This window comes from Erythrobacter sp. LQ02-29, from assembly GCF_022576075.2.
In the GTDB taxonomy this organism is placed as follows: domain Bacteria; phylum Pseudomonadota; class Alphaproteobacteria; order Sphingomonadales; family Sphingomonadaceae; genus Alteriqipengyuania.
The window spans coordinates 2,502,326-2,525,481 of sequence record NZ_JANCNT010000001.1; the positions used below are offsets into that span (position 1 = coordinate 2,502,326).

General features: G+C 64.5%; 14 protein-coding genes. 12 read left to right on the top strand and 2 right to left on the bottom strand.

From position 1 onward, the window contains the following. Positions 1-142: 142 nt before the first annotated feature. The 3 genes from MKP08_RS12315 to MKP08_RS12325 all read left to right on the top strand — a co-directional run bounded on the left by MKP08_RS12315 (position 143) and on the right by MKP08_RS12325 (position 5,390). Positions 143-2,611 (top strand): TonB-dependent receptor, encoded by a 2,469-nt coding sequence (locus MKP08_RS12315; protein WP_241554075.1) that lies wholly within the window; start codon positions 143-145, stop codon positions 2,609-2,611. Between the two features lie 128 nt (positions 2,612-2,739). Beyond that, positions 2,740-4,449, top strand: coding sequence for a bifunctional UDP-sugar hydrolase/5'-nucleotidase (locus MKP08_RS12320; protein ID WP_241554076.1), 1,710 nt, complete (start codon positions 2,740-2,742; stop codon positions 4,447-4,449). Between the two features lie 50 nt (positions 4,450-4,499). Continuing rightward, positions 4,500-5,390, top strand: coding sequence for an ROK family protein (locus MKP08_RS12325; protein WP_241554077.1), 891 nt, complete (start codon positions 4,500-4,502; stop codon positions 5,388-5,390). A 63-nt stretch (positions 5,391-5,453) separates the two neighbouring features. Here MKP08_RS12325 and MKP08_RS12330 read toward each other — a convergent pair whose 3' ends face one another. Further along, complete coding sequence (locus MKP08_RS12330) at positions 5,454-8,273, bottom strand: TIM-barrel domain-containing protein (RefSeq protein WP_241554078.1); 2,820 nt, start codon at positions 8,271-8,273, stop codon at positions 5,454-5,456. A gap of 110 nt (positions 8,274-8,383) precedes the next feature. On the opposite strand from MKP08_RS12330, the gene MKP08_RS12335 reads away from it, so the two are divergent. The 4 genes from MKP08_RS12335 (at position 8,384) to MKP08_RS12350 (ending at position 15,336) form a co-directional block, all read left to right on the top strand. Continuing rightward, positions 8,384-10,912, top strand: a complete 2,529-nt coding sequence (locus tag MKP08_RS12335) for a glycoside hydrolase family 3 protein (RefSeq protein WP_241554079.1) — start codon at positions 8,384-8,386, stop codon at positions 10,910-10,912. 27 nt (positions 10,913-10,939) lie between these two features. Then, a complete protein-coding gene (locus tag MKP08_RS12340; protein WP_241554080.1) occupies positions 10,940-11,953 on the top strand; it encodes a cupin-like domain-containing protein in 1,014 nt (337 codons plus the stop codon). Between the two features lie 69 nt (positions 11,954-12,022). Further along, positions 12,023-14,101 carry a glycoside hydrolase family 5 protein gene (locus tag MKP08_RS12345; protein WP_241554081.1) on the top strand — a complete coding sequence of 693 codons (2,079 nt, stop codon included), beginning with the start codon at positions 12,023-12,025 and terminating at the stop codon, positions 14,099-14,101. Continuing rightward, positions 14,101-15,336 (top strand): glycoside hydrolase family 27 protein, encoded by a 1,236-nt coding sequence (locus MKP08_RS12350; RefSeq protein ID WP_241554082.1) that lies wholly within the window; start codon positions 14,101-14,103, stop codon positions 15,334-15,336. The genes MKP08_RS12345 and MKP08_RS12350 overlap by 1 nt, the downstream gene beginning before the upstream one ends. Here MKP08_RS12350 and MKP08_RS12355 read toward each other — a convergent pair. Then, positions 15,323-16,975: a glycoside hydrolase family 43 protein gene (locus MKP08_RS12355; protein ID WP_241554083.1), complete on the bottom strand. Its 1,653-nt coding sequence runs from the start codon at positions 16,973-16,975 to the stop codon at positions 15,323-15,325. The two genes, MKP08_RS12350 and MKP08_RS12355, sit on opposite strands and share 14 nt — an antisense overlap. A 90-nt stretch (positions 16,976-17,065) precedes the next feature. On the opposite strand from MKP08_RS12355, the gene MKP08_RS12360 reads away from it, so the two are divergent. The 5 genes from MKP08_RS12360 to MKP08_RS12380 are packed head-to-tail and all read left to right on the top strand — an operon-like array spanning position 17,066 to position 23,146. Further along, positions 17,066-18,193 (top strand): fumarylacetoacetate hydrolase family protein, encoded by a 1,128-nt coding sequence (locus tag MKP08_RS12360; RefSeq protein WP_241554084.1) that lies wholly within the window; start codon positions 17,066-17,068, stop codon positions 18,191-18,193. Between the two features lie 48 nt (positions 18,194-18,241). Continuing rightward, positions 18,242-19,027: an SDR family NAD(P)-dependent oxidoreductase gene (locus tag MKP08_RS12365; RefSeq protein ID WP_241554085.1), complete on the top strand. Its 786-nt coding sequence runs from the start codon at positions 18,242-18,244 to the stop codon at positions 19,025-19,027. Beyond that, a complete protein-coding gene (locus tag MKP08_RS12370; RefSeq protein ID WP_241554086.1) occupies positions 19,018-19,902 on the top strand; it encodes an SMP-30/gluconolactonase/LRE family protein in 885 nt (294 codons plus the stop codon). Before MKP08_RS12365 ends, MKP08_RS12370 begins: the two co-directional genes overlap by 10 nt. Next, positions 19,899-21,803: an Ig-like domain-containing protein gene (locus MKP08_RS12375; protein ID WP_241554087.1), complete on the top strand. Its 1,905-nt coding sequence runs from the start codon at positions 19,899-19,901 to the stop codon at positions 21,801-21,803. Before MKP08_RS12370 ends, MKP08_RS12375 begins: the two co-directional genes overlap by 4 nt. After that, complete coding sequence (locus tag MKP08_RS12380; RefSeq protein WP_241554088.1) at positions 21,800-23,146, top strand: cellulase family glycosylhydrolase; 1,347 nt, start codon at positions 21,800-21,802, stop codon at positions 23,144-23,146. Before MKP08_RS12375 ends, MKP08_RS12380 begins: the two co-directional genes overlap by 4 nt. Positions 23,147-23,156: the final 10 nt, after the last annotated feature.

Genomic DNA, 23,156 nt, shown 5'->3' on the forward strand with positions numbered 1-23,156 from the left:
ATAGCCGCTTCGGAAAGACTGTCACTGGACTGTCGCATAAATGACCTTGCTCCTTCACGGAGGATCGTCATTGGGCCCCCAGACAAGAAAACGGACGGGATCCTGAAGCAAGTTATTGCTCCGATGACAGAGGGAACTTCTCATGAAATATAGACTGCTGATCGCCACCTCGGTGGTTGGTCTGGGCGCCGCGATCGCGACCCCCGCCGCCGCCCAGTCGACAGGCTCAACCGACTTCGAAGGTGAAGAAATCATCGTGACTGGCGTTCGGCAGTCCGATGTCGGCGGCGTCGACATTCCCGATACGCCGAAAGCGAAGGTGCAGCTTGGCGAAGAGATCATCCGCCGTCAGACGCCTGGGCAGACCATCAACGATACGCTAAACCTGGTCCCGGGTGTCAGCTTCACCAATAACGACCCGTTCGGCTCGCTTGGTGGCAGCTTCACGATCCGTGGCTTCTCCTCGGATCGTATTTCGCAGACTTTCGACGGCGTGCCGCTCAACGACTCCGGCAACTACGCGCTTTACACCAACCAGATGCTCGATCCCGAAATCATCGAGTATGCGACCGTCACTCTTGGTTCGACCGACGTGGATAGCCCGACTGCCGCCGCAGCCGGTGGCACGATCAATATCCGCTCGAAAGTTCCGGACGACGAGTTCGGCGTCCTCACTTCGCTGAGCTACGGCAACATCATCGCGCGCGGAAATCCCGGCGACCGCATGATGTATCGCTTCTTCGCGAAAGTCGAAACCGGCGAACTGACGCCCGGCGGCCTGAAGGCTTACTTCACCGGATCGAAGACGCAGAACGATTCCGTGTTTTCCAATTATGGCGGTGTGGACAAGCAGCAGTTCAATGCGAAGGTTTTCCAGCCGATCGGTCTCGACGGAGACTTCGTGTCGATCGCGGGTCACTACAATGAAAACCGCAACAACTTCAATGGTTCGACCTACCGCTATACCGGCGAGCCGAGCCCGATCCAGGATCCCGAGGATCGGTTCTACGATGTAAGCGACGGCACTCCGTGCCAAGTGGTGATCGGTCAAACCGGCGTTCAGGACGGATACAACACCTGCGGCACGCCGTTCGAACGCCGCTATAACCCGTCGAATACCGGCAACATTCGCGGTAACTCGCGCTTCACGCTGGGCGACAAGTTGACCCTGACCGTAGATCCGAGCTTTCAGTACGTGAAGGCCAACGGCGGTGGGACCTCGATCGGCTATGAGGGACTTTCTCCCGATGGCTTCACAGGCGCTATTTACCGTACCGATCCGCGCAACCCGCAACGGAACGACCGTTCCACCCAGTATTATTACTTTGGCGGGACCGATCTGAACGGCGATGGTGATACGCTCGACTACGTAAACATTCTGTCGCCCAGCCAAACGCGAACCAACCGCTATGGGGTCATCGCGAACCTTATTTACGAGATCAATCCCGATCAGCGGTTCCGCGTTGCTTATACGCTGGACCACGCGCGGCACCGTCAGACGGGCTATGCGGGCTTCCTGCTCCCCAATGCGGAGCCCGAGGACGTATTCCCGATCAATGATCCGGTGCTGGATGCCAACGGAATTGCGCCGCAAAAGCGCAACCGGAAGTCGTTCGCGATCCTCAACCAGGTTTCTGGCGAGTATCGCGGCCAGTTCGGTGGGCTCACCGCTACGCTGGGTGTCCGTGCGCCGTTCTTCACGCGCAAGCTGAACCAGTACTGCGTCACCACCGATACTTCCGGTAACGTGAACTGCATCAACGGCGATGCCGCGATTGCAGACTACGTCTCGCAGAACACGGGTTTCGTGGCACCGGTATCGGCAACCTACAAGTACGACAAGATTTTGCCCAATGTGGGCTTCACCTACGAGTTCACGCCTAACGCGAGCGTCTTCGCAAGCTATGCCAAGAACCTGTCGGTTCCGGGCACCGATGCTCTGTATGGATCTCTGTTTGCTGGTGTCGCTCCGATCCCGGAAACCTCCGACTCCTTCGATTTGGGTGTTCGCTTCCAGAGCGGGCAGATCCAGGCACAGCTGACCGGTTGGTACAACCGGTACAAGAACCGCCTCGCAACCGCGTACGATCCGATCCGCGACCTCACGGTTACCCGTAACCTGGGCAAGGTCGAAAAGTACGGCGTGGACGGCAGCATTGCGTGGCAGCCCTCGAAGGCCTTCCTCGTCTATGTGTTCGGCTCCTACCTGAAGTCCGATATCGGCGAGGATGTCCAGATCGGTGCCAACACGTTCGCAGCCACCGAAGGAAAGCGTGAAGCGGGTGCGCCGAAGTACACGCTCGGCGCACGCGCTCAGGGTAACCTCGGTCCGGTCGAGCTCGGCTTCCAAGTGAAGCGCACCGGCGAGCGTTTCCTGAACGACATCAACACGATCGAGCTCCCCGGTTATACCGTTGCCGATCTGGATGCGCGCATCTCGCTCGGCTACTTCAACGAAGACCTCGACAAGTCCTACTTCCAGGTCAACGTCACCAACCTGTTCGACAAGGTCTATATTGGTTCCGCGCCGACGGGCCTGACGACGTCGGGCGAGTTCGTGAACATCGGTCCGCCCCGCGCGATCGTAGGTTCGCTCATCTTCGGCTTCTAATCGTCGCCAAGATATCGCTTGAGACACTAGACGGCGGCTTCCCTCGGGAGGCCGCCGTTTTTGTTTGTTCTAAGACGAGGGGACTGTAGGGCGGAAATACCCTTTCCCTTGTGAGCGCCAATGAGACCATGTCGGTGATACGTATCGTTCTTCCCATTCGCGCCTTGGTTGCTGCCGGGACAGCGCTGACCCTTGCCGCCTGTGCCACGGTGGCACCGACCGACACGTCTGCCACCACCGACGTCCAACTGCTCGCCCTCAACGACTTCCACGGCAATCTGGAGGCACCGCAGAGCGCGTTACGCTATCGCGATGCTAATGGCTTGGAGCAGAACACCGTGCTGGGTGGCGGGGCGCAGATGGCGACCCGGCTTGAACAGCTACGGCAAGGTCACAAGCAGACGATCACCGTCGCTGCGGGTGATCTGATCGGTGCCAGCCCGCTGATTTCCGCATACTATCTAGATGAGCCCACCGTGAAGGCGCTCACCGCGATGAAGCTCGATCTCGCGTCGGTCGGCAACCACGAGTTCGACCGATCCATCAACGAATTGCAACGGATCCAGGCCGGCGGATGCGAACAATATACCGCACGACAGCCTTGCGCGCTCGAACCCTTCGGCGGTGCCGGTTTTACTTACCTCGCCGGGAACACGGTGGACGATAAAGGCCGGACGCTGTTTCCCGGCTCCGCCATGCGCAGTTTCGGCGATATCCGCATCGGTTTCATCGGTCTGACGCTGAAGGAGACGGGCAACCTCACCTCGGCCGAGGGCACGCGGGGCTATCGCTTTACGGACGAGGCGGAGGCGGCCAACCGCTTCGCCGCCGGGCTGACGGCGCAGGGTGCCGACGCGATCGTCCTGCTGATCCATCAGGGCGGCGACGTGACGGACCGGTTTCAAACCGAGGGCTGCAAAGGGCTCACCGGACCGATCGTCGACATCGCCGACCGGCTCGATCCGTCGATCGGACTCGTCGTCTCGGGGCACACGCACGAGGCCTATGCCTGTCGTATCACGGCGTCAGACGGCACGGTCCGCACGCTGACCAGCGCCGGACGCTACGCCGCCTTCGTTACCGATATCGATCTTCGTTTCGACACGGCGACGAAGCGGGTGGTGTCGATCGACGCGAAGAACATACCCGTTCCCGCAGACCTGCCGAAGGAAGCGAAAGTCGCCGCGATCGTCGATCGATATGCGGCAGCGATCGGTCCTGTAGGCAACCGGGCCGTGGGTACGGTTTCTGCAGGCACCGGTACCGAACGCGATGCCGATTGCATGGACGGGGCGGCCGAGGATTTCATTGCCGATGCACAACTGTTCTCGGCGAGGGCGGGCTCCACGGACGGAGCCGACGTGGCCTTCATCAATTCAGGCGGGGTACGCACCAATTTCGACGCTGCCGGGGATGGCACGCTGACATATGGCGAGATTTTCTCCATGCAGCCTTTCGGCAATTCGGTCGAAATCCTCGAGCTGACCGGTGCGCAACTGACCGCTACCCTTGAGAGCCAGTTCTGCGACGCGGACGCGAGCAAGGTCTGCGGCACGCTGCTGGTCCCTTCCGCGAATGCGAGCTATCTGGTGACGCCGGGTCAACCCATCGGTAGCCGGGTGACGGCATTCCGGATCGATGGTCAAACGGTCGCCCCGGACCGCACCTATCGCGTGGCGGTGAACAACTTCCTCGCCGCGGGTGGAGACGGGTTCACCGGTTTCGCGGACGGTAAGTCGGTCGGATCGGGCGGTATCGATGTCGATGCGGTCGAGCGCTATCTGGCGGACGGATCGATCGAAACCCCGCGTTGCGGGCGCGTGCGGCGGGCGGACTGACCTGTGGGCCTTCGCGAACGACCGCATCCTAGCCTGTATCGGAAGGTCCAGTGGGATTGATCGCTGCGATCGAGGCCGGCGGCACGAAATTCGTGCTCGCCATCGCCCGCGAGGATGGAACGATCCTTGCACGCACCCGGCTCGACACTGGACATCCATCCGTCACCCTGCCCGCCTGCGCCGAATGGTTCGAGCGCGCGGCGGCGGAACATGGCGCTATCGAAGCCTTCGGGATAGCGAGCTTCGGGCCGATCGGGATCGATCCAGCTCGTCCGGACTACGGAACCTTTCTGACCACCGTGAAGCCCGGTTGGCAGGGGGCAAGCTTCCCCCAGGCTCTCGCCCGGTTCGGCGTACCCATGGCGATAGACACGGATGTGAACGGCGCTGCGCTGGGGGAAGCGATGGCGGGCGCGGGTCGGGGGCACAACGTCGTCGCCTACACCACGGTCGGGACCGGGATCGGAACTGGCGTGGTGAAAGATGGGCGACCGACCGCTGGCCTCAGCCACTACGAAACCGGTCACCTGCGGCCACCGCGCGATCGTGCGCGCGACCCGTTCTCGGGAATATGCACCTATCACGGTGACTGCTGTGAAGGTTTGGCCAGTGGGCCCGCCATCCGTGCCCGCTGGAGCAAGGATCTGAGCGAACTTGCCGACCCCGAAGCCACGCGGCTGATAGCGGACTATCTGGGCCACCTCGCCGCGACCATCGCGCAATTCCATATGCCGGAGGTGATGATCTTCGGCGGCGGCGTGATGAAGGCGCCGGGGCTGATCGAGGACCTGCGCGAAGCCACGCGGCAGTCGCTGGCCGGATACCTCGCCTATTATCATCGCGATCTGGCAGACATCGTGGTCGCGCCGGAGCTGGGTGACGATGCGGGGATTACCGGCGCCATTGCCCTGGGCAGATTGGCACTGGCAGCGCGCGACTGACCAGCGCCCCTTCGCGCCGGACGCGCGTTGGACCGGCCAATCGCGGCGCGACAGGCTCCGTCCTTAAAAGCGTACCTTCTCTGCCGCGCCGACGTATGATATCCGCCTGCCTTCGCTTTCGTCCAGAACCGGCCCATCGCTTGTGCCGTCATGCAAGACGACCGTGATATCGCGATTCACTGCCATGTCGGGGAAGCGCCCATCGCGCTTGCCGATGTTCAAGGTCCGCGAGGTGTCGTCCCACGACATGCTTATCCGCGCGAGCTCACCGCGCTGGTAGCCCATGTCGGTGCCCTGATCCTCGTAGAGCGTGAACGCGCCGTCCGCTCCGGCGAAGACATGGACGGTGAGCGGACCCTGGGGCTTCTCGCCGGTCCACTGCTGGTCCGGCCCCATGGGAACGATCGCCCCGGCGCGCACGAACAGCGGCATGCGTTCGCGCGGCGCCTGTGCGATGACAGTCCGTCCCCCGGCGACCTTCTGGCCCGACAGGACCGAATACCAATCGCTCCCCGCAGGCAAATAGACCTCGCGCGAGCGGGCCTCGAACTGCGTGACCGGCGCGACGAGGAAAGCGGGGCCGAACATGTACTCGTCGTCCACGTTCCACGCCTTCCGGTCGGCTTCGAAGTCCATCACCAGCGGGCGCATCATGGTGCCGCTATCGAAGTGCGTGCCTGCCGCAATCGTGTAGATATACGGCATCAGGCGATACCGCAGGCGATGATAATGGACGAGGCCCTGCATCATCGCGGGATCGCCCTTCGCGATGATGGGCGTCTCGCGATAGGGATATTCGCCATGGCTGCGAAACAGCGGAGTGAAGGCACCGAACTGGAACCAGCGCAGGTACAGCTCACGCCATTCGGGCATCGCCGAGGGCACTTCCTTGGAATAGCGATCTTCGACCGCGAAGCCGCCGATATCGTGCGTCCAGTTGGGAACGCCCGAGATCGAGAGGTTGGAACCTGCACTGACCTGCTCGCGCAGATTGCTCCACCGCGCGGCGACATCGCCCGACCATAGCGCGGCAGATGCGCGCTGGACTCCGCCGAAGCCGCTGCGTGTCAGGATGAAGGGCCGCGTATCGGGCTGCGACTTGCGCAGGCCCTCGGCAACGCCCTCGGCATGGACCAGCGGGTAGGAGTTGAAGATCGCGAGACCCGGCGTGTCGGTGGAGGCCGAATACATTTGGTAGGCGCGCTTCTCGACCGAAAGGTTGGAATGCCAGTCCGGCTCCGTCGCATCCATCCACCACGCGTCGAAGCCCTTCGGCACCAGCGTTTCGGCCATCTGGCGATAATAGATATTTCGCGCCTCGCCCGTATTGGGATCGTAGAACGTGTTGGCGTAGCCGGGCCCGACCCAGTCTTTCTGGCCCGCTTCCAGCGGGCGCTGGTAGAGATAACCCTTGGACCCCAGTTCCTTGGCGTTGTCGGTCCAGGGATAGAATTTCGGCCAGACCGAGATCATGATCCGCCCATCCATCGCATGGACCGCATCCACCATGCCCTGCGGATCGGGGAAACGCTCGGGGTCGAACGCGTGGCTGCCCCATTGATCTTCCGGCCAGTAGAACCAATCCTGCACGATATTGTCGATCGGGATGCCGGCGTCGCGATACATCTTCATCGCGCCAAGCAGCTCGTCCTGCGTCTGGTAGCGCTGGCGCGACTGCCAGAAGCCGTAGGCCCAGCGCGGCATCATCGGCGCCGGGCCTGTCAGGCGGCGATAGCCCGCCACCAGAGCGTCCATCGTCTCGCCCGGTACGACATAGTAATCGATCGCCCTGGCAGCTTCGGAGGCGAAACTGACAGAATGGCGATCGGCATCGGGCAGCGGATCGGCGTGTTCCAGCTCGATATAACCCTGGTTCGGCTCCCATTCGACGCGGAGGTTCACCGTCTGACCCTGGGTGAGCTCGAGTTCGAAATTGTGGTACCAAGGGTTCCAGTTCTGCCGCCAGCGATCAAGCACCAGCTTTCCGTCGGCGAATACCTTGGCGTAGCTCGAGGAATAGAGGCGGAACTTGTGTGTGCCGGTCGTGTCCGGCGTGAAAGTGCCGGTCCACACGACGCGTTGCGTCTGCACGGCATTCCCTTGCGTATTCTGCCCTGTGGTCGCGGCCGTCGTTTCCGCCTTTGCGGCCTCGGGCCACTTGTCCTGATCCTCGAGATATTGATAGTCGATCACCGGTTCCCTACGGGTTACGGACAACCGGTCGCCCAGATAATACCGGGCGTCCCAGCCCAGATCGAGCTGCTCGTACGGCTCGGGATCGCCTACACGGGTGATCGAGGCGTTGTCCCATAATATGCCGTAGCCGCGGGTCGACAGCAGATAAGGTATGGCGATCGCCATGTTGTGCTGGGCGAGTTCGACGTCCTCGCCATTGTAGTTCATCTGTCCGTTCTGGTGCTGGCCCAGGCCGAACAATCCCTCGTCCGTTCCGCGATTGAACTGGGCCCGCGTGGCGTACCAGGTTTGCCCCTCCAGGGTGACGGGCGTGATCGTCCGCGCGGGAGCGTATTCGTCGAGCAACACCTTGCCGCCAGCGTCGAGCACCCGCAGCGCTCCGTCGGCCAGGCTTACGATCGCCTGCGATCGGTCCGTCGCCAGCCGGGCCGTGTCTTCGTCTCGCGAAAAAGCGGGATCGCCGTCGGGCTGCGCCACTACCATAGGCGTCGATGGTCCGCCCGGCAGCTCGTCGCCTACAGTCACTCGGAACGTCCCGTCGGCATAGGCGAGCACGCGGACCTGCGCGCCGTCATCAGTAGTGACGATCATGCCATGCGGTACCTGCCGCACTTCGCCTGCGTGGGCCGCGACAGCCGCCGTCAGTCCGATGGCTGCCGCGAACAGCGCGGATAGGATCTTTCGCATTACCTCTCCCCCTTGGCGACGAATTCTGTGCTTGCATCCATCACGTCGCCGAGGGCATGGTAGCGCTCACAATCGCGCACGACAACGGCGCGGATTCTTCGGGAGGGAAAATGATCGATCGCCGCTCCATGGCACCCCTGTGCCTCGTCGCCGGGCTTCTCGCGTCCTGCGCGACCATGCCGGGCTCCACCGCGTTACCCGCTGGCGCCGAGATGGCGGGCCAGGCTGAAGCGCACGGCGCAGGGATCGCGCATCCGACCAAATGGCCGGCATATACCTACCCGGTAAAAACTCCCCCCGCGGAGGAAACGATGATCGAAAGCATCCTCGCGCGAATGACGCTGGAGGAAAAGATCGGCCAACTCGTTCAGGCCGACCTGTGCTGCGTCACCCCCGACGAGGTGAAGAAATACAATCTCGGGTCGATCCTGGTCGGTGGGAACAGCGGGCCCTATGGCGACGATCTGGCCCCCCCGCCCGCCTGGCTGAAGGCGGCGGACGATTTCTACACCGCGTCGGTAGACACAAGCGATGGCGGTGTCGGAGTCCCGGTGATTTGGGGTATCGACGCGGTTCACGGAAACTCGAACATCATCGGTGCCACTGTCTTCCCACACAATGTCGGGCTCGGCGCGGCGCACGACCCCGCCCTGATCGAGAAGATCGGTCGCGCGACGGCGGAGGAGATCCGCGTGACGGGCCAGGAATGGACCTTCGCCCCGACCGTCACCGTGCCGCAGGACTGGCGCTGGGGCCGCGCGTACGAGGGATATTCGTCCGATCCAGAACTGGTCGCGTCCTATGTCGGCGCGATGGTCCGCGGGCTGCAGGGGTCGCCCGATAATCAGGACCTGCTGGCCGGACCTTACGTGATTGCATCGACCAAACACTTCCTGGCCGATGGCGGCACCAAGAACGGCGTCGACCAGGGCGATGCCCAGATCAGCGAAAAGGAACTGCGAGACGTTCACGGGCTCCCCTACGGTCCGGCGATCGAGAACGGCGTAGCGACGGTAATGGCCAGCTTCTCCAGCTGGCAAGGCCGCAAGATGACCGGAAATGAGAGCCTGCTGACCGGCGTGCTGAAAGACCGCATGGATTTTGGGGGCTTCATCGTCACCGACTGGAATGCCCATGGTCAGGTCGAAGGCTGCAGCAACGACAGCTGTCCCCAGGCTCTGGAAGCCGGGGTCGATATGTACATGGCCCCCGACACTTGGAAGCCGATCTACACCGACCTTCTGGCGAAGGCGAAGGCGGGCACCATCCCGATGGATCGGATCGACGATGCGGTCATGCGCATCCTGCGGGTAAAGGCGCGGCTCGGCGTGTTCGATGCGGGCAAGCCGTCCAGCCGCCCGCTGTCGGGCGAATGGGGCCGGCTCGGCTCTCCCGAACATCGCGCCATCGCGCGCGAGGCGGTGAGGAAGTCGCTGGTATTGCTCAAGAACCAGGGTGTCCTGCCGATCAAGCCGGGCGGTCGCCTGCTGGTCGCGGGTGAAGGGATGGACGATATCGCCCGCCAGTCGGGCGGTTGGACCATCAGCTGGCAGGGTACCGGGCTCGACAACTCGCAATTTCCTGGCGCCACCTCGCTGTGGGCGGGGTTGAAGAAAGCCGTCGAGGCGGGCGGCGGCAGCGCGGTTATGTCGGCCGATGGCAGCTATTCGACGAAGCCCGACGCGGCGATCGTGATCTTTGGCGAGAAACCCTATGCCGAATTTCAGGGCGACCGCGCGACGCTGGCGCTCGATGCCGCGCTCACCGGGCCTTACGAGACGATGCGCAAGCTTAAGGCGCAGGGTATTCCGGTCGTCGCGGTGATGATCACTGGGCGTCCGCTCTACGTCAATCCGGCGCTCAACACGGCGGATGCCTTCGTCGTTACCTGGCTTCCGGGTAGCGAGGGCGAAGGGCTCGCCGACGTGCTGATCGCCGACGCATCGGGCAAACCGCGCCATGATTTCAGCGGAACGCTGCCGGCCCGCTGGCCACGTACGCCGGACATGGCCGATGGTGCGCTGTTCGATCGCGGGTTCGGCCTGAGTTACGCCAGTAGCGCGAAGCCGTGGACCCCGCTTGCCGAAGTAGACGTCGGCTCGGCAGGAGATTCGCGCGTCTGGTTCTCCGGCGGTCAGCCCGCATCGAGCTGGTCGTTGCTGGTCGGCGGTACCGGGACCGGCGAGGAAACGCGCATCACCACCGTACCCGCCGCGGCGCTGGGCGGCAGGGCAACAGTCACGGCGACCGACTATCTGAAACAGGAAGGTGGCCGCCGCTTTGCCATATCGGGCGGCACGGCCCAGGTCGCGCTCCGCAATTTCGACCCCGTCAACCTCGACAAGGAAACCAATGCGGAGGTCTCGATGCTCGTCACGCTGAAGGTGTGGGATGCACCGGACGCGGCGCGGATCGGTGCGGCTGGAGGCGACGGGAAGGAGGCGTTCGTCAATCTGCCAATGACTGCGGGCACCGGCTGGATACGCTTCGGCATTCCGCTCAAATGCCTGCGCCAGCGCGGCGCGCCCATGGCGAGCCTGATGAAGCCGTTCGTGCTCGAAACGAGCGGGGAAGCGGATTACGCGATTGGCGAGGTCCGGTTGGGCACCGACGCGGAGGTGTCTCTGCCCTGCCAATAGCAGCGCTGCGCTGCTAAGCTCTCGCTCATGGATCAGATCGAGGAAATCTCCGCCGCCACCACGCGCGAGGCGTTCGAGCGCGAAGTGGCCCCTTCGTATCGCCCGGTGGTCATGCGCGGCGTTGCGCGCGAGTGGCCGCTGGTCGCTGCCGGGCGCGAAGATGTCGGAGAGGCCCTCTCCTACCTCGAACGTCTCGACAGCGGCGTGCCCACCGACGTGATGCTGGCCCCGCCGCAGGAACGCGGCCGGTTCTTCTACGCCCCCGACATGCGCGGTTTCAACTTCCAGCGGCGGCAGGGAACGATAGCCCAGGTTGCCGCGCATCTGCGCGAACTGGCAATGCAAGACGAGCCGATGGGGGTCTATGCCGGCGCGGCCGAAGCGGCGGTCCATACGCCGGGGCTGGAGGAGGCGAACCCCTTTCTCTTCGCAGGGACCGCGACCGGCGCGACGACGCGGGTCTGGCTCGGCAACGCGACGCAGGTTTCGACCCATTTCGACCTGTCGGACAATTTTGCCGTGGTCGCTCTGGGTCAGCGGCGCTTCACGCTTTTCCCGCCCGATACCGTGGGCGATCTGTATGTCGGGCCGCTCGACGTCACGCTGGCCGGTCAGCCCGTCAGCATGGTCGATCCGCTGGCGCCCGATATGGAGACCTATCCGCGGTTCGAGCATGCGCTGGAGCGTGCTTCCTTCGCGGAGCTGGAGCCGGGCGACGCGATCTACATCCCCACACTGTGGTGGCATCACGTCGCAGCCCGCGATCCGGTGAACATCCTCGTCAATTACTGGCATAACGATACTCCGCACGGTGGCGGCTTCGTGGCCCTGGTCCACGCCATATTGGCAATCCGCGACCGGCCGGAGCCGCAGCGCGAGGCCTGGCGTGCATGGTTCGAGCATATGGTTTTCGCAGCGGACGCCCCCGCAAGCGCAGACCATATCCCGCTACATGCGCGCGGCGTCACCGGCTCGCCCTCGCCGGAGCGGGACAGTCGGATTCGACGGTTCATCGCGAGCATCCTGACAGGCGGCAGCTAACGGCCCGCAGAGCGTCTTGCAGAGCCGCGCGATGGCATGGTAACGCTAACAAAAAGGGGAGAGAGAATTATGAAGACCTGGAAGTTCGCGCTGGCCGCAAGCGTTGCCGCCATTACCCTGCCCGCCGCCGCTCAGGACCGCTCGCTACCGATCGGAGCGTGCGTGAATATCGGCAACACGTTCGAGGTGTCCAAGGATCACGACCTTGGCAACGGCGCAGTGACCGCACGCGACTTCGCGCGGATCAAGGCGGCGGGATTCGACACCGTGCGTATGCCCGTTCGCTGGGACGAGCGCAGCATGTCGAGTGCGCCCTACACCATCGACCCGGCCTGGATGAAGCAGGTCAAGACCGCCGTCGATCAGGCACAGGCAGCAGGGCTGAAGGTCATCCTCAACAGCCATCATTTCGAGCCGATCTACGCCACGCCTCTCCAGACTCAGCCTTGGCATACCGGCGTGTGGCACCAGATCGCCGAGACATTCAAGGACTACCCGAACGATACCCTGTGGTTCGAGATCGAGAACGAGCCGCACGACAAGTTCGACGACAGCAATCTGCGCCAGGTGCTCGACCCGGCGCTGGCGGTCGTGCGCGAAACCAATCCCGATAGGCCGGTAATCTATGGCGGGCAAAGCTGGAGCGGGATCGACTCGCTCAAGACCCTGACGCTGCCCGACGATCCGAACGTCTATCCGACGTTCCATTACTACGAACCGTTCGACTTCACCCATCAGGGCGCGAGCTGGGCCGGGCCGAACATCCCGCCCGTCGGTCGCGTCTACGGCACGCAGGCCGACCGGCAGCGGCTACAGGACGACCTCGCCAAGGTGAAGGCTTTCGAGGAGCGGACCGGCACCGTTCCGTTCATGGGCGAAACCGGGGCGTACGAAGCGAACATTCCGCTCGATCAACGGGTCGCCTATGCCAAGGCGGTTCACGACACCTTTGCTCCGGCCGGCATCGACATGTGCCAGTGGGCCTATGCCAATACCTTCCCCCTCTATGATCGGGGGGCGGATCGCTGGCTCCCCGGCATGCTCGGGGCGATCGGGCTGAAGGAACCGGCCGCGTCGAAGGCTGATCGCCGGGAAATGGCCGCGAGCTATCCCAAGCAGGCCAATGCGACGCTGCAGCAGCTCGACGACCAATTGCCCGGCCATCTGGTCAACGATCCGACCCGCATCGACTGGGGCACCCAGGGCGATTTCAAGACCGAGGTGGTAAAGGATGCGGCCATTCCCGGCGGCGGCGCGGCGCGGCGCTACACCATCGCCGCGAAACCAGCCAACCCGTGGGAAGCGCAAACGACCATCCCGCTGACCGCCGCGATAGAGCGCGGCCAGACGATGACCGTCGGCTTCTACGCCCGTACCATTTCGGCCGAAACGCCCGACGGCAAGGGAGTGATCGGTGTGCGGTTCCAGCAGAACTCGCCCCCCTATCCGGGGTTCGGGGATGCGACGTTAAAGATCGGTTCCGACTGGGACTGGTACGAGGTCAGCGGCGTCGCCGATCGCAACATGGCGCAGGATGTCGCCAACGTCGTGCTGCAGCTGGGCGGTGCGAAGCAAGTGATCGAAATCGGTCAGGCGATCGTCATAGAGGGCGCGCCGTCGATCGTAACCACGCAGAAGGTAACCAAGACCGCGCCCGAGCCGGCCGTGCCCGACGCGCTCAAAGGCTCAGGCACGCTGATCAACGATCCCGCGACCCGCAACTGGAGCAACTCCGCCGCCACAGGCACGTTCGAGAATAGGGACGACCCCACCATCTGGTTGGGCAAGTCGACCAATTTTACCGCCCAGGCGGCCGGGGCGAACCCATGGGATCTGACCACCGCGATTCCCATCGACGCGCCGATCGCGGCGGGCGACCAGCTGATGATAGCGATCGCAGCCAAGACCGAGAGCGCGCAAACGCCCGATGGCAAGGCAAGGATCGAGATGCGCGTTCAAGGCAGCGAGCCGCCCTATGACGGGTTCGGCGAGAATGCGTTCTCGGTTGGCCCGAAATGGCAGCTGATCCGGATCAAAACCACGGCGACCCGGGCATTTGCGGCCGGTCAGGCGCGGCTTGCGCTGCATTTCGCCGGCGCGGCCCAGTCGGTCGATATCGGACCGGTCTATATCTTCAAGGCGAACTGATGCGCGCGCTCGCCGCGTTCGGCGTTCTGGTCGCGGCGAGCACCTCCCTAGCGACGGTGCCACCGGTCGCGGCCCAGGAGGCCCCCATGCTCGCCGCGACCCCACCGATGGGGTGGAACAGTTGGAACCACTACGGCTGCGAGATCGACGAGGAGCTGATAAGGCGCACCGCCGATGCGATGGTCGCATCGGGACTGCGCGATGCGGGCTATACCTTCGTCAATCTGGACGATTGCTGGCACGGTGAGCGCGATAGTCAGGGTTTTATCCAGCCCGATCCGAAGCGCTTCCCCTCCGGCATGCGGGCGCTGGGCGATTATCTGCACGAGCGCGGCCTCAAATTCGGCATCTATTCCGACGCGGGCGCGACGACCTGTGCAGGACGGCCCGGGAGCCAGGGCCATGAGTTCCAGGATGCGGCGCAATATGCGCGCTGGGGCGTCGACTACATCAAGTACGACTGGTGCGCGACCGGCACCGGCCCTGCGCAGCGCAACCCACGGGAAGCCTATGGCACGATGGCCCGCGCCATCGCCACCACCGGGCGTCCGATGATCCTGGCCATCTGCGAATGGGGCGATAACGAACCATGGCTGTGGGCCAAGGAGTACGGCCAGCTCTGGCGTACTACGGGCGACATTACCAATTGCTGGAACTGCGAGCTGGGCCATGGCAGCTGGTCGAGCCTCGGTGTCCTGCCGATCCTCGACAAGCAGCGCCCCTTGCGCGCCTATGCCGGCCCCGGCCACTGGAACGATCCCGACATGATGGAGGTCGGCAACCTGCCGACGCTGGCGGAGAACCGGTCGCACTTCGCCATGTGGGCGATGCTCGCCGCGCCGCTGATCATGGGCACGGATGTCGTCGGGATGACCGATCCGATCACCGATATTTTGGCCAATCCACGGATCGTCGCGATCGATCAGGATCCGCTAGGCATTCCGGGATTTCTCTGGCGCGGCACCCCCGAGACCGGCATCTGGGCGAAGCCGCTGGCGCAGGACCGCTGGGCGATCGCGGTCCTCAACCGTTCCGACACCGCGCGCGAGATCGCCATTGACTGGGCGAACGGGGAGTTGAACGACGCGATGACGGGCCGCGATCCCAAATTCGGCGAACGTAACTATGCCGTCGTAGATGCTTGGACAGGCAAACAGGCGGGATCGACCGACAGCACTCTCTCGGTTCGGGTCGCCCCGCGCGACACGGCGGTCTATCTGCTCACTCCGCGCTGACTGCGTACGGGCCGACGACGAGCCCGGTGAACAGCCCCGCATGGATGGTCGCGAGCGGCTCGATATCGATCGGCGCGCCGAGCTCCACATAGCGACCTTCACCTGCCTTGCGCCATTCGAGCCGCGCCTCGCCGCCTCTAATCTCCATTCTGAGGTCTAGCGGATCGCTCGGGCGATAGGGCGCGGATGCGACCAGCTCGCCGCGCTCGTCCTGGTCCGCCGAACTGCGGATGCGCGCGACGATCGCATCCCCTTCTCGTCCGAAGGCGAGGAAGTGGGATTCGTCCATCAGTGCCAGCAGTCCGGCGAAATCGCCCTCCTTACCGGGCGCGAAATCGAGGTGGGTTTCGTACGCGGCGTTCTCGTGTCGCAGGCGTCGACCTACGAAACTTGGCTTGCCCCCTCCGGCTGGTTCGGTCGAAGGAATGAGAGCGAGCCGCCCTTTTCGGCCTGTCTCGACCAGCCAACGCTGCATCGTGTCCGGCGTACGCAATCCGATCCATGCGTCGGACAGGGGCGCGGTGAATTCTTCGCGCCATTCGCGCCAGTCCGTGGCTTCGGATCGTGGCAGATCGGGCGCTGCCAGCTGCAATGGCACCGGTTTGCCGTGGGGCAGGAAGGTAGGCCAGCCGCCGTCCCAGGTGACGGGCAGCAGGAACGTCTCGCGCCCGAGCAGGGTCGATTGGCCCGCGAAAGGCCGAGTGGCGAGGAACACGCCCCACCAACTACCGTCGTCCAACTGCACCAGATCGGCGTGCCCTGTCGCCTCGACCCGGTCCCTGCGATCGGGCGGCAGATCGCGCTGCGTCAGGATGGGATTGTTCGGACCGGGTTGGTAGGGCCCGGTAAGAGTACGCGAACGATAGATCGTTTCCGAATGCTGGTCCGCCGTGCCCCCTTCGGCGGCCATCAGGTAATACCAGTCGCCCACGCGATAGATATGCGGACCCTCCGCCCACACGGGATTGGTTGAGGGGTCGACGCCGCCATCGACCAGCAGGTGTCGTTCGGGCATCATCTTCATCGCATTCGGGTCGAAGCGTTGCAGCCAGAGCGCGCGATGTCCCTCGTAACGCGGCTCACCCGCCGGGGCATCGTTATAGGCGATCCAGGCGGAGCCGTCGGGCTCGAACACGAGCGAGGGATCGATCCCGCCGAAGTCGAGGAAGACCGGATCGCTCCACGGTCCTGCGGGGTTTTTGGCGGTAATCACGAAGTTCCCGCCGCATTCGATGCAGGTGTTCGCGATCCAGAACTTCCCGTCGTGATGGCTGATCGCGGGGGCGAACAGGCCGCGATTGGTGCCCAGCCCGGCGAAATCCACCATGCCCGTCCGGTCGATCGCATTCCCGATCTGCCGCCAATGAACGAGGTCGGTACTGTGATAGATCGGCAGTCCCGGAAACCAGCTGAAAGTCGAAGTTACCAGGTAGAAGTCCGAACCGACCTTCACGATGGACGGGTCAGGTTGAAAGCCGGGGAGGATCGGATTGCGAAAGTCTCCGGCTGGGACATCTGGCGCCGGTTCCAGCGCACGGTAGGAAACCGAATCGAAATAGGCGGTCGGTGTCGCCGCGACCGGCGTGCCGATCAGTCCCATTGCCAGCACCGCGCTGCGAAGTGCCCTCGCCTTACCCATTCTGCTCTCTCCCGATCCGGCGGTCTTTGCGCTTGCTCCCGCGCTGCCGCCTTCTTATGGTAGCGCTATCAAGGGAGAGGACAAGAGCATATGCCGGTCAACCGGATCATCGAACTATTGCCGCAGGATTATCGTTCGGGCCGCTTCATCGGCCGGGCGGACGGGCCGGAGGGGCCGGTCGTCATCGCGATCCGCGACGGGCGGATTTTCGACATCACTGCGCGGGCGGCCAGCGTGTCGGGTGCGATCGCCCGCCGCGACTTCGACGGCGGAGAAGACATCGGCCCGGTGGAGGACGGCCTGCCCGAAGGGTGGACGCTGCTGTCGCCGATCGACCTGCAATGCATCAAGGCGAGCGGCGTGACCTTCGCGGTGTCCGCGATCGAACGCGTGATCGAGGAACGCGCCCGCGGCGACGCGGCGCGCGCGTCCGAAATCCGCTCGCAACTGGAAGAGCGCATCGGCGCGGGTATCCGCGCGGTGGTCCCGGGTAGTGCGGAGGCGCGCGAGCTGAAGGCGGCGCTGCTCGAGGAAGGCATGTGGTCGCCCTATCTCGAAGTGGCGATCGGCCCGGATGCGGAAATCTTCTCCAAGTCCCCCGTACTTTCCTCCGTCGGAGGAGGCTCGGAAATCGGTATCCGGTCGGACTCGCACTGGAACAATCCGGAACCCGAGGTCGTGATCGTGTGCGACGCCCAGGGCGAGATCGTCGGCGCGACGCTGGGCAACGACGTGAACCTGCGCGATATCGAGGGCCGCTCCTCGCTCCTCCTGTCCAAGGCGAAGGACGCGACCGCCAGCTGCGCCATCGGCCCGTTCATCCGGCTGTTCGACGATGGCTACACGCTCGACGACGTGCGCCAGGCGGAGGTCGAACTGACCGTCGACGGGCCCGAGGGCTATCACCTCGAAGGGCGCAACGTCATGGCCGAGATCAGCCGCGATCCGACCGATCTCGTAGCGCAATGCCTGACCGAGCATCACTATCCGGACGGGTTCGTGCTGTTCTGCGGCACCCTGTTCGCACCGGTTCAGGATCGCGACACGCCCGGCGCGGGCTTCACACACAAGGTGGGCGATGTCGTCACCATCCGGTCGGATCGGATCGGCACCCTGACCAACACCGTCACCATCGCGCGCGATGCGCCCGCATGGACGATGGGCATCGGCGAATTCATGCGCAGCCTCGCCGCGCGCGGGCTTGCCGACAAGATCTGATCTCTAGACAAGCATAAATATGATTATATTCCGGGAGTGGCAGGCCGAATGGCGGAGGTGAGTTTGAAGCCCAAGACAGACGCGGCGATATATCCAAGTCTGGTGCGCAAGAAGGTGATCGTCAGTGGCGGTGGCTCGGGCATTGGCGAGGGGATCGTCGAAGGCTTCGTGCGGCAGGGCGCGGCGGTCACGTTTCTCGACGTGCAGGACGGGCCTAGCCAGGCGCTGATCGATCGCCTCGGTAATGCGGAAATCGCGCCGACCTACGTCCACTGCGACATCACCGACGTCGCCCGGTACGGCGCGACGCTCGGCGAGATCGTGGAGCGGCTGGGCGGTTGCGACGTACTGGTGAACAACGCCGCCAACGACGATCGGCACAAGATCGCCGACGTGACCCCCGAATACTGGGACGAGCGCATGGCGGTGAACCTGAAGCACCAGTTCTTCGCCGCGCAGGCGGTCGCCCCCACCATGCAGGCTGCAGGTGGCGGCAGTATCATCAATCTCGGTTCGATCAGCTGGCATCTGGGGCTGGAGGATCTGACTCTCTACCAGACGGCGAAAGCGGCGATCGAGGGTCTGACCCGCAGCCTCGCGCGCGAGCTGGGCCGGGACAATATCCGCGTCAACGCGATCATTCCGGGCAATGTGCAGACGCCCCGTCAGCAGAAATGGTACACGCCCGAAGGCGAGGCCGAAATCGTGGCGGCGCAATGTCTCGACGGGCGCCTCCAGCCGGTGGACATCGCGGCGATGGCATTGTTTCTTGCCAGCGCCGACGCCCGCTATTGCACCGGGCACAATTACTGGGTGGATGCAGGATGGCGGTGATGCCGGACGTGAAACGGGTTTTCGATGCCGAGGCCAAGCTGGGCGAAGGCGTATTGTGGGACGCGCGCCGACAAGTCGTCTGGTTCGTCGATATCAAGCGCCATCTGCTGTGGCATTTCGACCCCGCGACCGGCAGCAATTCCGCCGCAGAGGCCCCGGGCCAGATCGGCTGGGCGATCCCGACGACCGACGACCTGTTGCTGTGCGGCTTGCAGGACGGGCTCTACACCTTCGATCCCGCCAGCCAGCGGTTCGAGCATCTGCGCGATGTGCCCGGCGAGAGTGCGACCAACCGGCTCAACGATGCCTGTACCGATCCGTGGGGCCGCGTCTGGTTCGGCACCATGGATGATGGAGAGGACAGCGCGAGCGGCCGTTTCTACGTGTTCGATCGCGGCGACGTCCGCCCCGCCGGGCCGTCCGGAATCACCATCACCAACGGTCCCGCGGTCAGCGCGCAAGGGGACCGCATCTATTTCACCGACACCGCAAACAAGCGGATTATGGTCGCGGACCTGACGCAGGAGGGCGTCGGCGAAGCGCGGCCCTTCGCGAACACCGGCGAAGATTTCCCCGACGCCTTCCCCGATGGCCCGGTGGTGGACGCCGAGGATCACCTGTGGACCGCGCTCTACTGGGGCGAGCATGTCGCGCGCTATTCGCCCGACGGAAAGCTGGTCGCGAAAATCGCGATCCCCGCGCGCGACGTGACCAAGATGGCGTTTGGCGGGGCCGAGCTCGACACCGCCTATGTCACCACCGCGACCAAGAACATGGAAGATGCCGACATGAAGGCGTTCCCCGAAGCGGGCGGCCTGTTCGCTTTCGATGCCCCTGTGAAGGGCTTCGCGCAAACTCCCGCGAAGCTGTCGTGAGGGTCGCGGCCGGTTTCGCGTCGCTCGCGACCCTCGCCGCCGCTGTTCCAGCCCTCGCCGCTCCAACGCTCGGCGCCGCCTATAGCGATCACATGGTGCTGCAACGCGGGCAGCCGATCGTCATCGCGGGTACGGCCCAGCCCGGCAAAACTGTTGCCGCTACGCTCGGCACGGCGAAGGCGACCGCGAAGGTCAATGCGCAGGGGCATTTTCACCTCGAATTTCCCGCCCGGCAGGCGGACGATACCGGTTTGACACTCACGGTGACCGATCCGAGCGGTTCGGCCAGCTGGACCGATATCCTGGTCGGCGACGTCTGGCTGTGTTCGGGGCAGTCGAACATGGAATTTCCGGTCGAGCGATCGATCATGGGGGCGCAGCGGATCGCCGGTGCCGCCGATCCCAAACTGCGCATACTCGCCATACCCAAAGCCACCGCCACGCAGCCGCAGGATACCTTCGGCACACCGGTGGAATGGCGGGCGTCCGCGCCCGACGTCGTCCCCTCCTTCTCCGCCCCATGTTTCTACATGGCGCAGAAACTGAGAGCGGATCTCGACATCCCCATCGGCGTGGTCGGGTCCTATTGGGGCGGATCGCAGATTCGCGCCTGGCTGACCCCGCAATCGGGGGAGCGCTTCTACGGCGCGGAGCAGATGGCGCTGCTGCGGCAATACGGCACCGATCCGCAGGGGGCGACGGTCGCCTTCGCTCCCGGTTGGGAAGACTGGTGGCGCGCGCATAATGGCGGCTCGGAGCCGTGGAACGACCCCGAAGCGGTCGCGTGGCAGGACGTGCCGAAGATCGCGCCATGGACCGACTGGCAGGGCACCTCCCTCGCCGCCGATCCGGCGCGCAACGTCATGCTGCGGCGGCGAGTGGAGCTTTCCGCGGCGCAGGCGAAAGCGGGCGGCACGCTGTCGATCGGCATCATCGACGATGGCGACATGACCTTCGTCAATGGCAAGCCGGTCGGCAACACCTTCAGCTGGGATACCGAACGCCACTATGCCGTGCCCGCCAGCTATCTGCACGAAGGGTCGAACGAAGTGCTGGTGGTCGCCGCGAACGGCTGGGGATCGGGCGGTTTCCAGAGCGCGCCCGAGCGCCTGAACTTCGCGGTCGATGGCGGCGCGACCATTCCGCTGGCCGATGGGTGGCAATATGCCGTGGCGCAGGAGCGCGGCTCTCCGCCCCGCGCGCCGTGGGACACGATCGCCGGGATCGGCGGGATGCACAACCGCATGATCGCGCCGCTCGGCCCCATGCGCTTCGCCGGGGCCGCCTGGTACCAGGGGGAAAGCGATGCGGGCATTCCGGGCTATGCCGACCGCCTGACCGCGCTGCTGGCGGGCTGGCGCGCGCAGTTCGGCGAACAGATGCGGATGCTGGTGGTTCAGCTGCCCGATTTCGGCGAGCGGCGGGCAGGCCCCGGCGCTTCAGGATGGGCCGAGATCCGCGAGGCCGAGCGCGCCGTGGTGGCCGCCGACGGGAACGCCGCGCTTGCGAGCGCGATCGACCTCGGTGCCTGGAACGAGCTGCATCCGCCCAACAAGCTGGAGGTCGGCGAACGGCTGGCGATGGGGGCCGAAGGCGAAGCGATGCCGATGCCCGTTTCCGCCACGCGCGGTTCGGGCGAGATCGTGGTGAACTCCAACGGTCTGAGGGACGGGCTCGTCGTTTTCAGCGGTGCCGACCCGCTGGGCGTCGAACTGTGCGGGGAGGAGCAGGAGAGCTGTCGCTACGCCCCTGCTCGGATCGAGGGCGACCGGCTGATTATCGCGGAGGACGGTCGCCCGGCGACGCGCGTCCGCTATGCCTGGGCCGATGCGCCGATCGTCAATCTGTTCGACGGGCGCGGGCTTCCCGTGCCCGGCTTCGAACTGGAGATTGCGCAATGAAGGTTTCGCGGCGCGCTCTTCTTGCCAACAGCGCGATGGCAGTGACGTTGGCGGGGTGCGGCCGCATCGTTTCGCCCGCCCCCCCGACGGGCTTCGTCAGCCGCAACGGCAGCGCGTTCCTGCGCGATGCCAAGCCCTATCGCGTGACGAGCGCGAACATGTGGTATGCCGCCTGGCTGGGCGCGGATACCGATTACGGGGATCGCGCGCGTTTGCGGCGAGAACTCGACCGGTTGCAGGCGTTGGGGATCAACAACCTGCGGATCATGGCGAGCGCGGAGGAGGGGCCGCTGAACCATTCGATCAAGCCGGGCTTCACCCGCGCCGACGGCTCCCCCAATCCGGCGCTCTTCGCAGGGCTGGACTACGCCATGGCGGAGCTCGGCAAGCGCGGCATGACCGCGGTGCTGGTGCTCTCCAATTTCTGGGAATGGTCGGGCGGTTTGCAGACGCTGCTGTGGCGCGCGACCGGCACCTATATGGACATGGGCGACCCCGCACATCCCTGGCCCGCCTTCGCCGACGCTACCGCGCAATTCTACGCCAACGAGACCGCGCGCGAATTCTACGACACGCATCTGCAGCGGATTGTCGGGCGCACCAACACGATCACCGGGCGGCGCTATGTGGACGATCCGGCGATCTTTTCCTGGCAGCTCGCGAACGAACCGCGCGCAGGGGGAAGCGATGCGGCGATCGCACGGAACAAGGCAGCCTATTACGATTGGATCGACACCACCGCTGCCCGGCTGCGCGCGCTCGACCCGAACCACATGGTCTCGCTGGGGCAGGAGGGGACGGAGGGCTGCAACGGGCAGGAAGCGGTCGTGCTGCGCGCCCATCGCAATGTCGACTATCTCACCGCGCATATCTGGCCGTTGAACTGGGAATGGGCCGACGGGGACGATCTGCAAGGGACCTGGCCCACCGTGCAGGAGAAAACCTCCGCCTATCTCGACACGCACGAGCGGCTCGCGCGCGATCTGGGCAAGCCGATGATCGTGGAGGAATTCGGCTTCCCCCGTGACGGGGAAAGCTACGACCCGGCGGCGAAAACCGAATGGCGTCAGCGGTTTTACCGCCTGATCTACGACGCGGTCGAGGACAGCTGGCGCCGCGGCGGGCCGATCGCGGGGAGCGGGTTCTGGGCCTGGAACGGCGAGGCGCGCGCGGCGCATGGCGACTACCGTTTCGCCGATGGCGACCACGCCTATATGGGCGATCCGCCGCACGAGCCGCAGGGCTGGTATGGCAATTTCGACAGCGACGCAGGAATGCTGGCGGTGATCCGCGCACACACCGCACGCCGCGATCTCGGCCTTCCGGCGACCGCCGCTAGCTGACCCTTCCGGC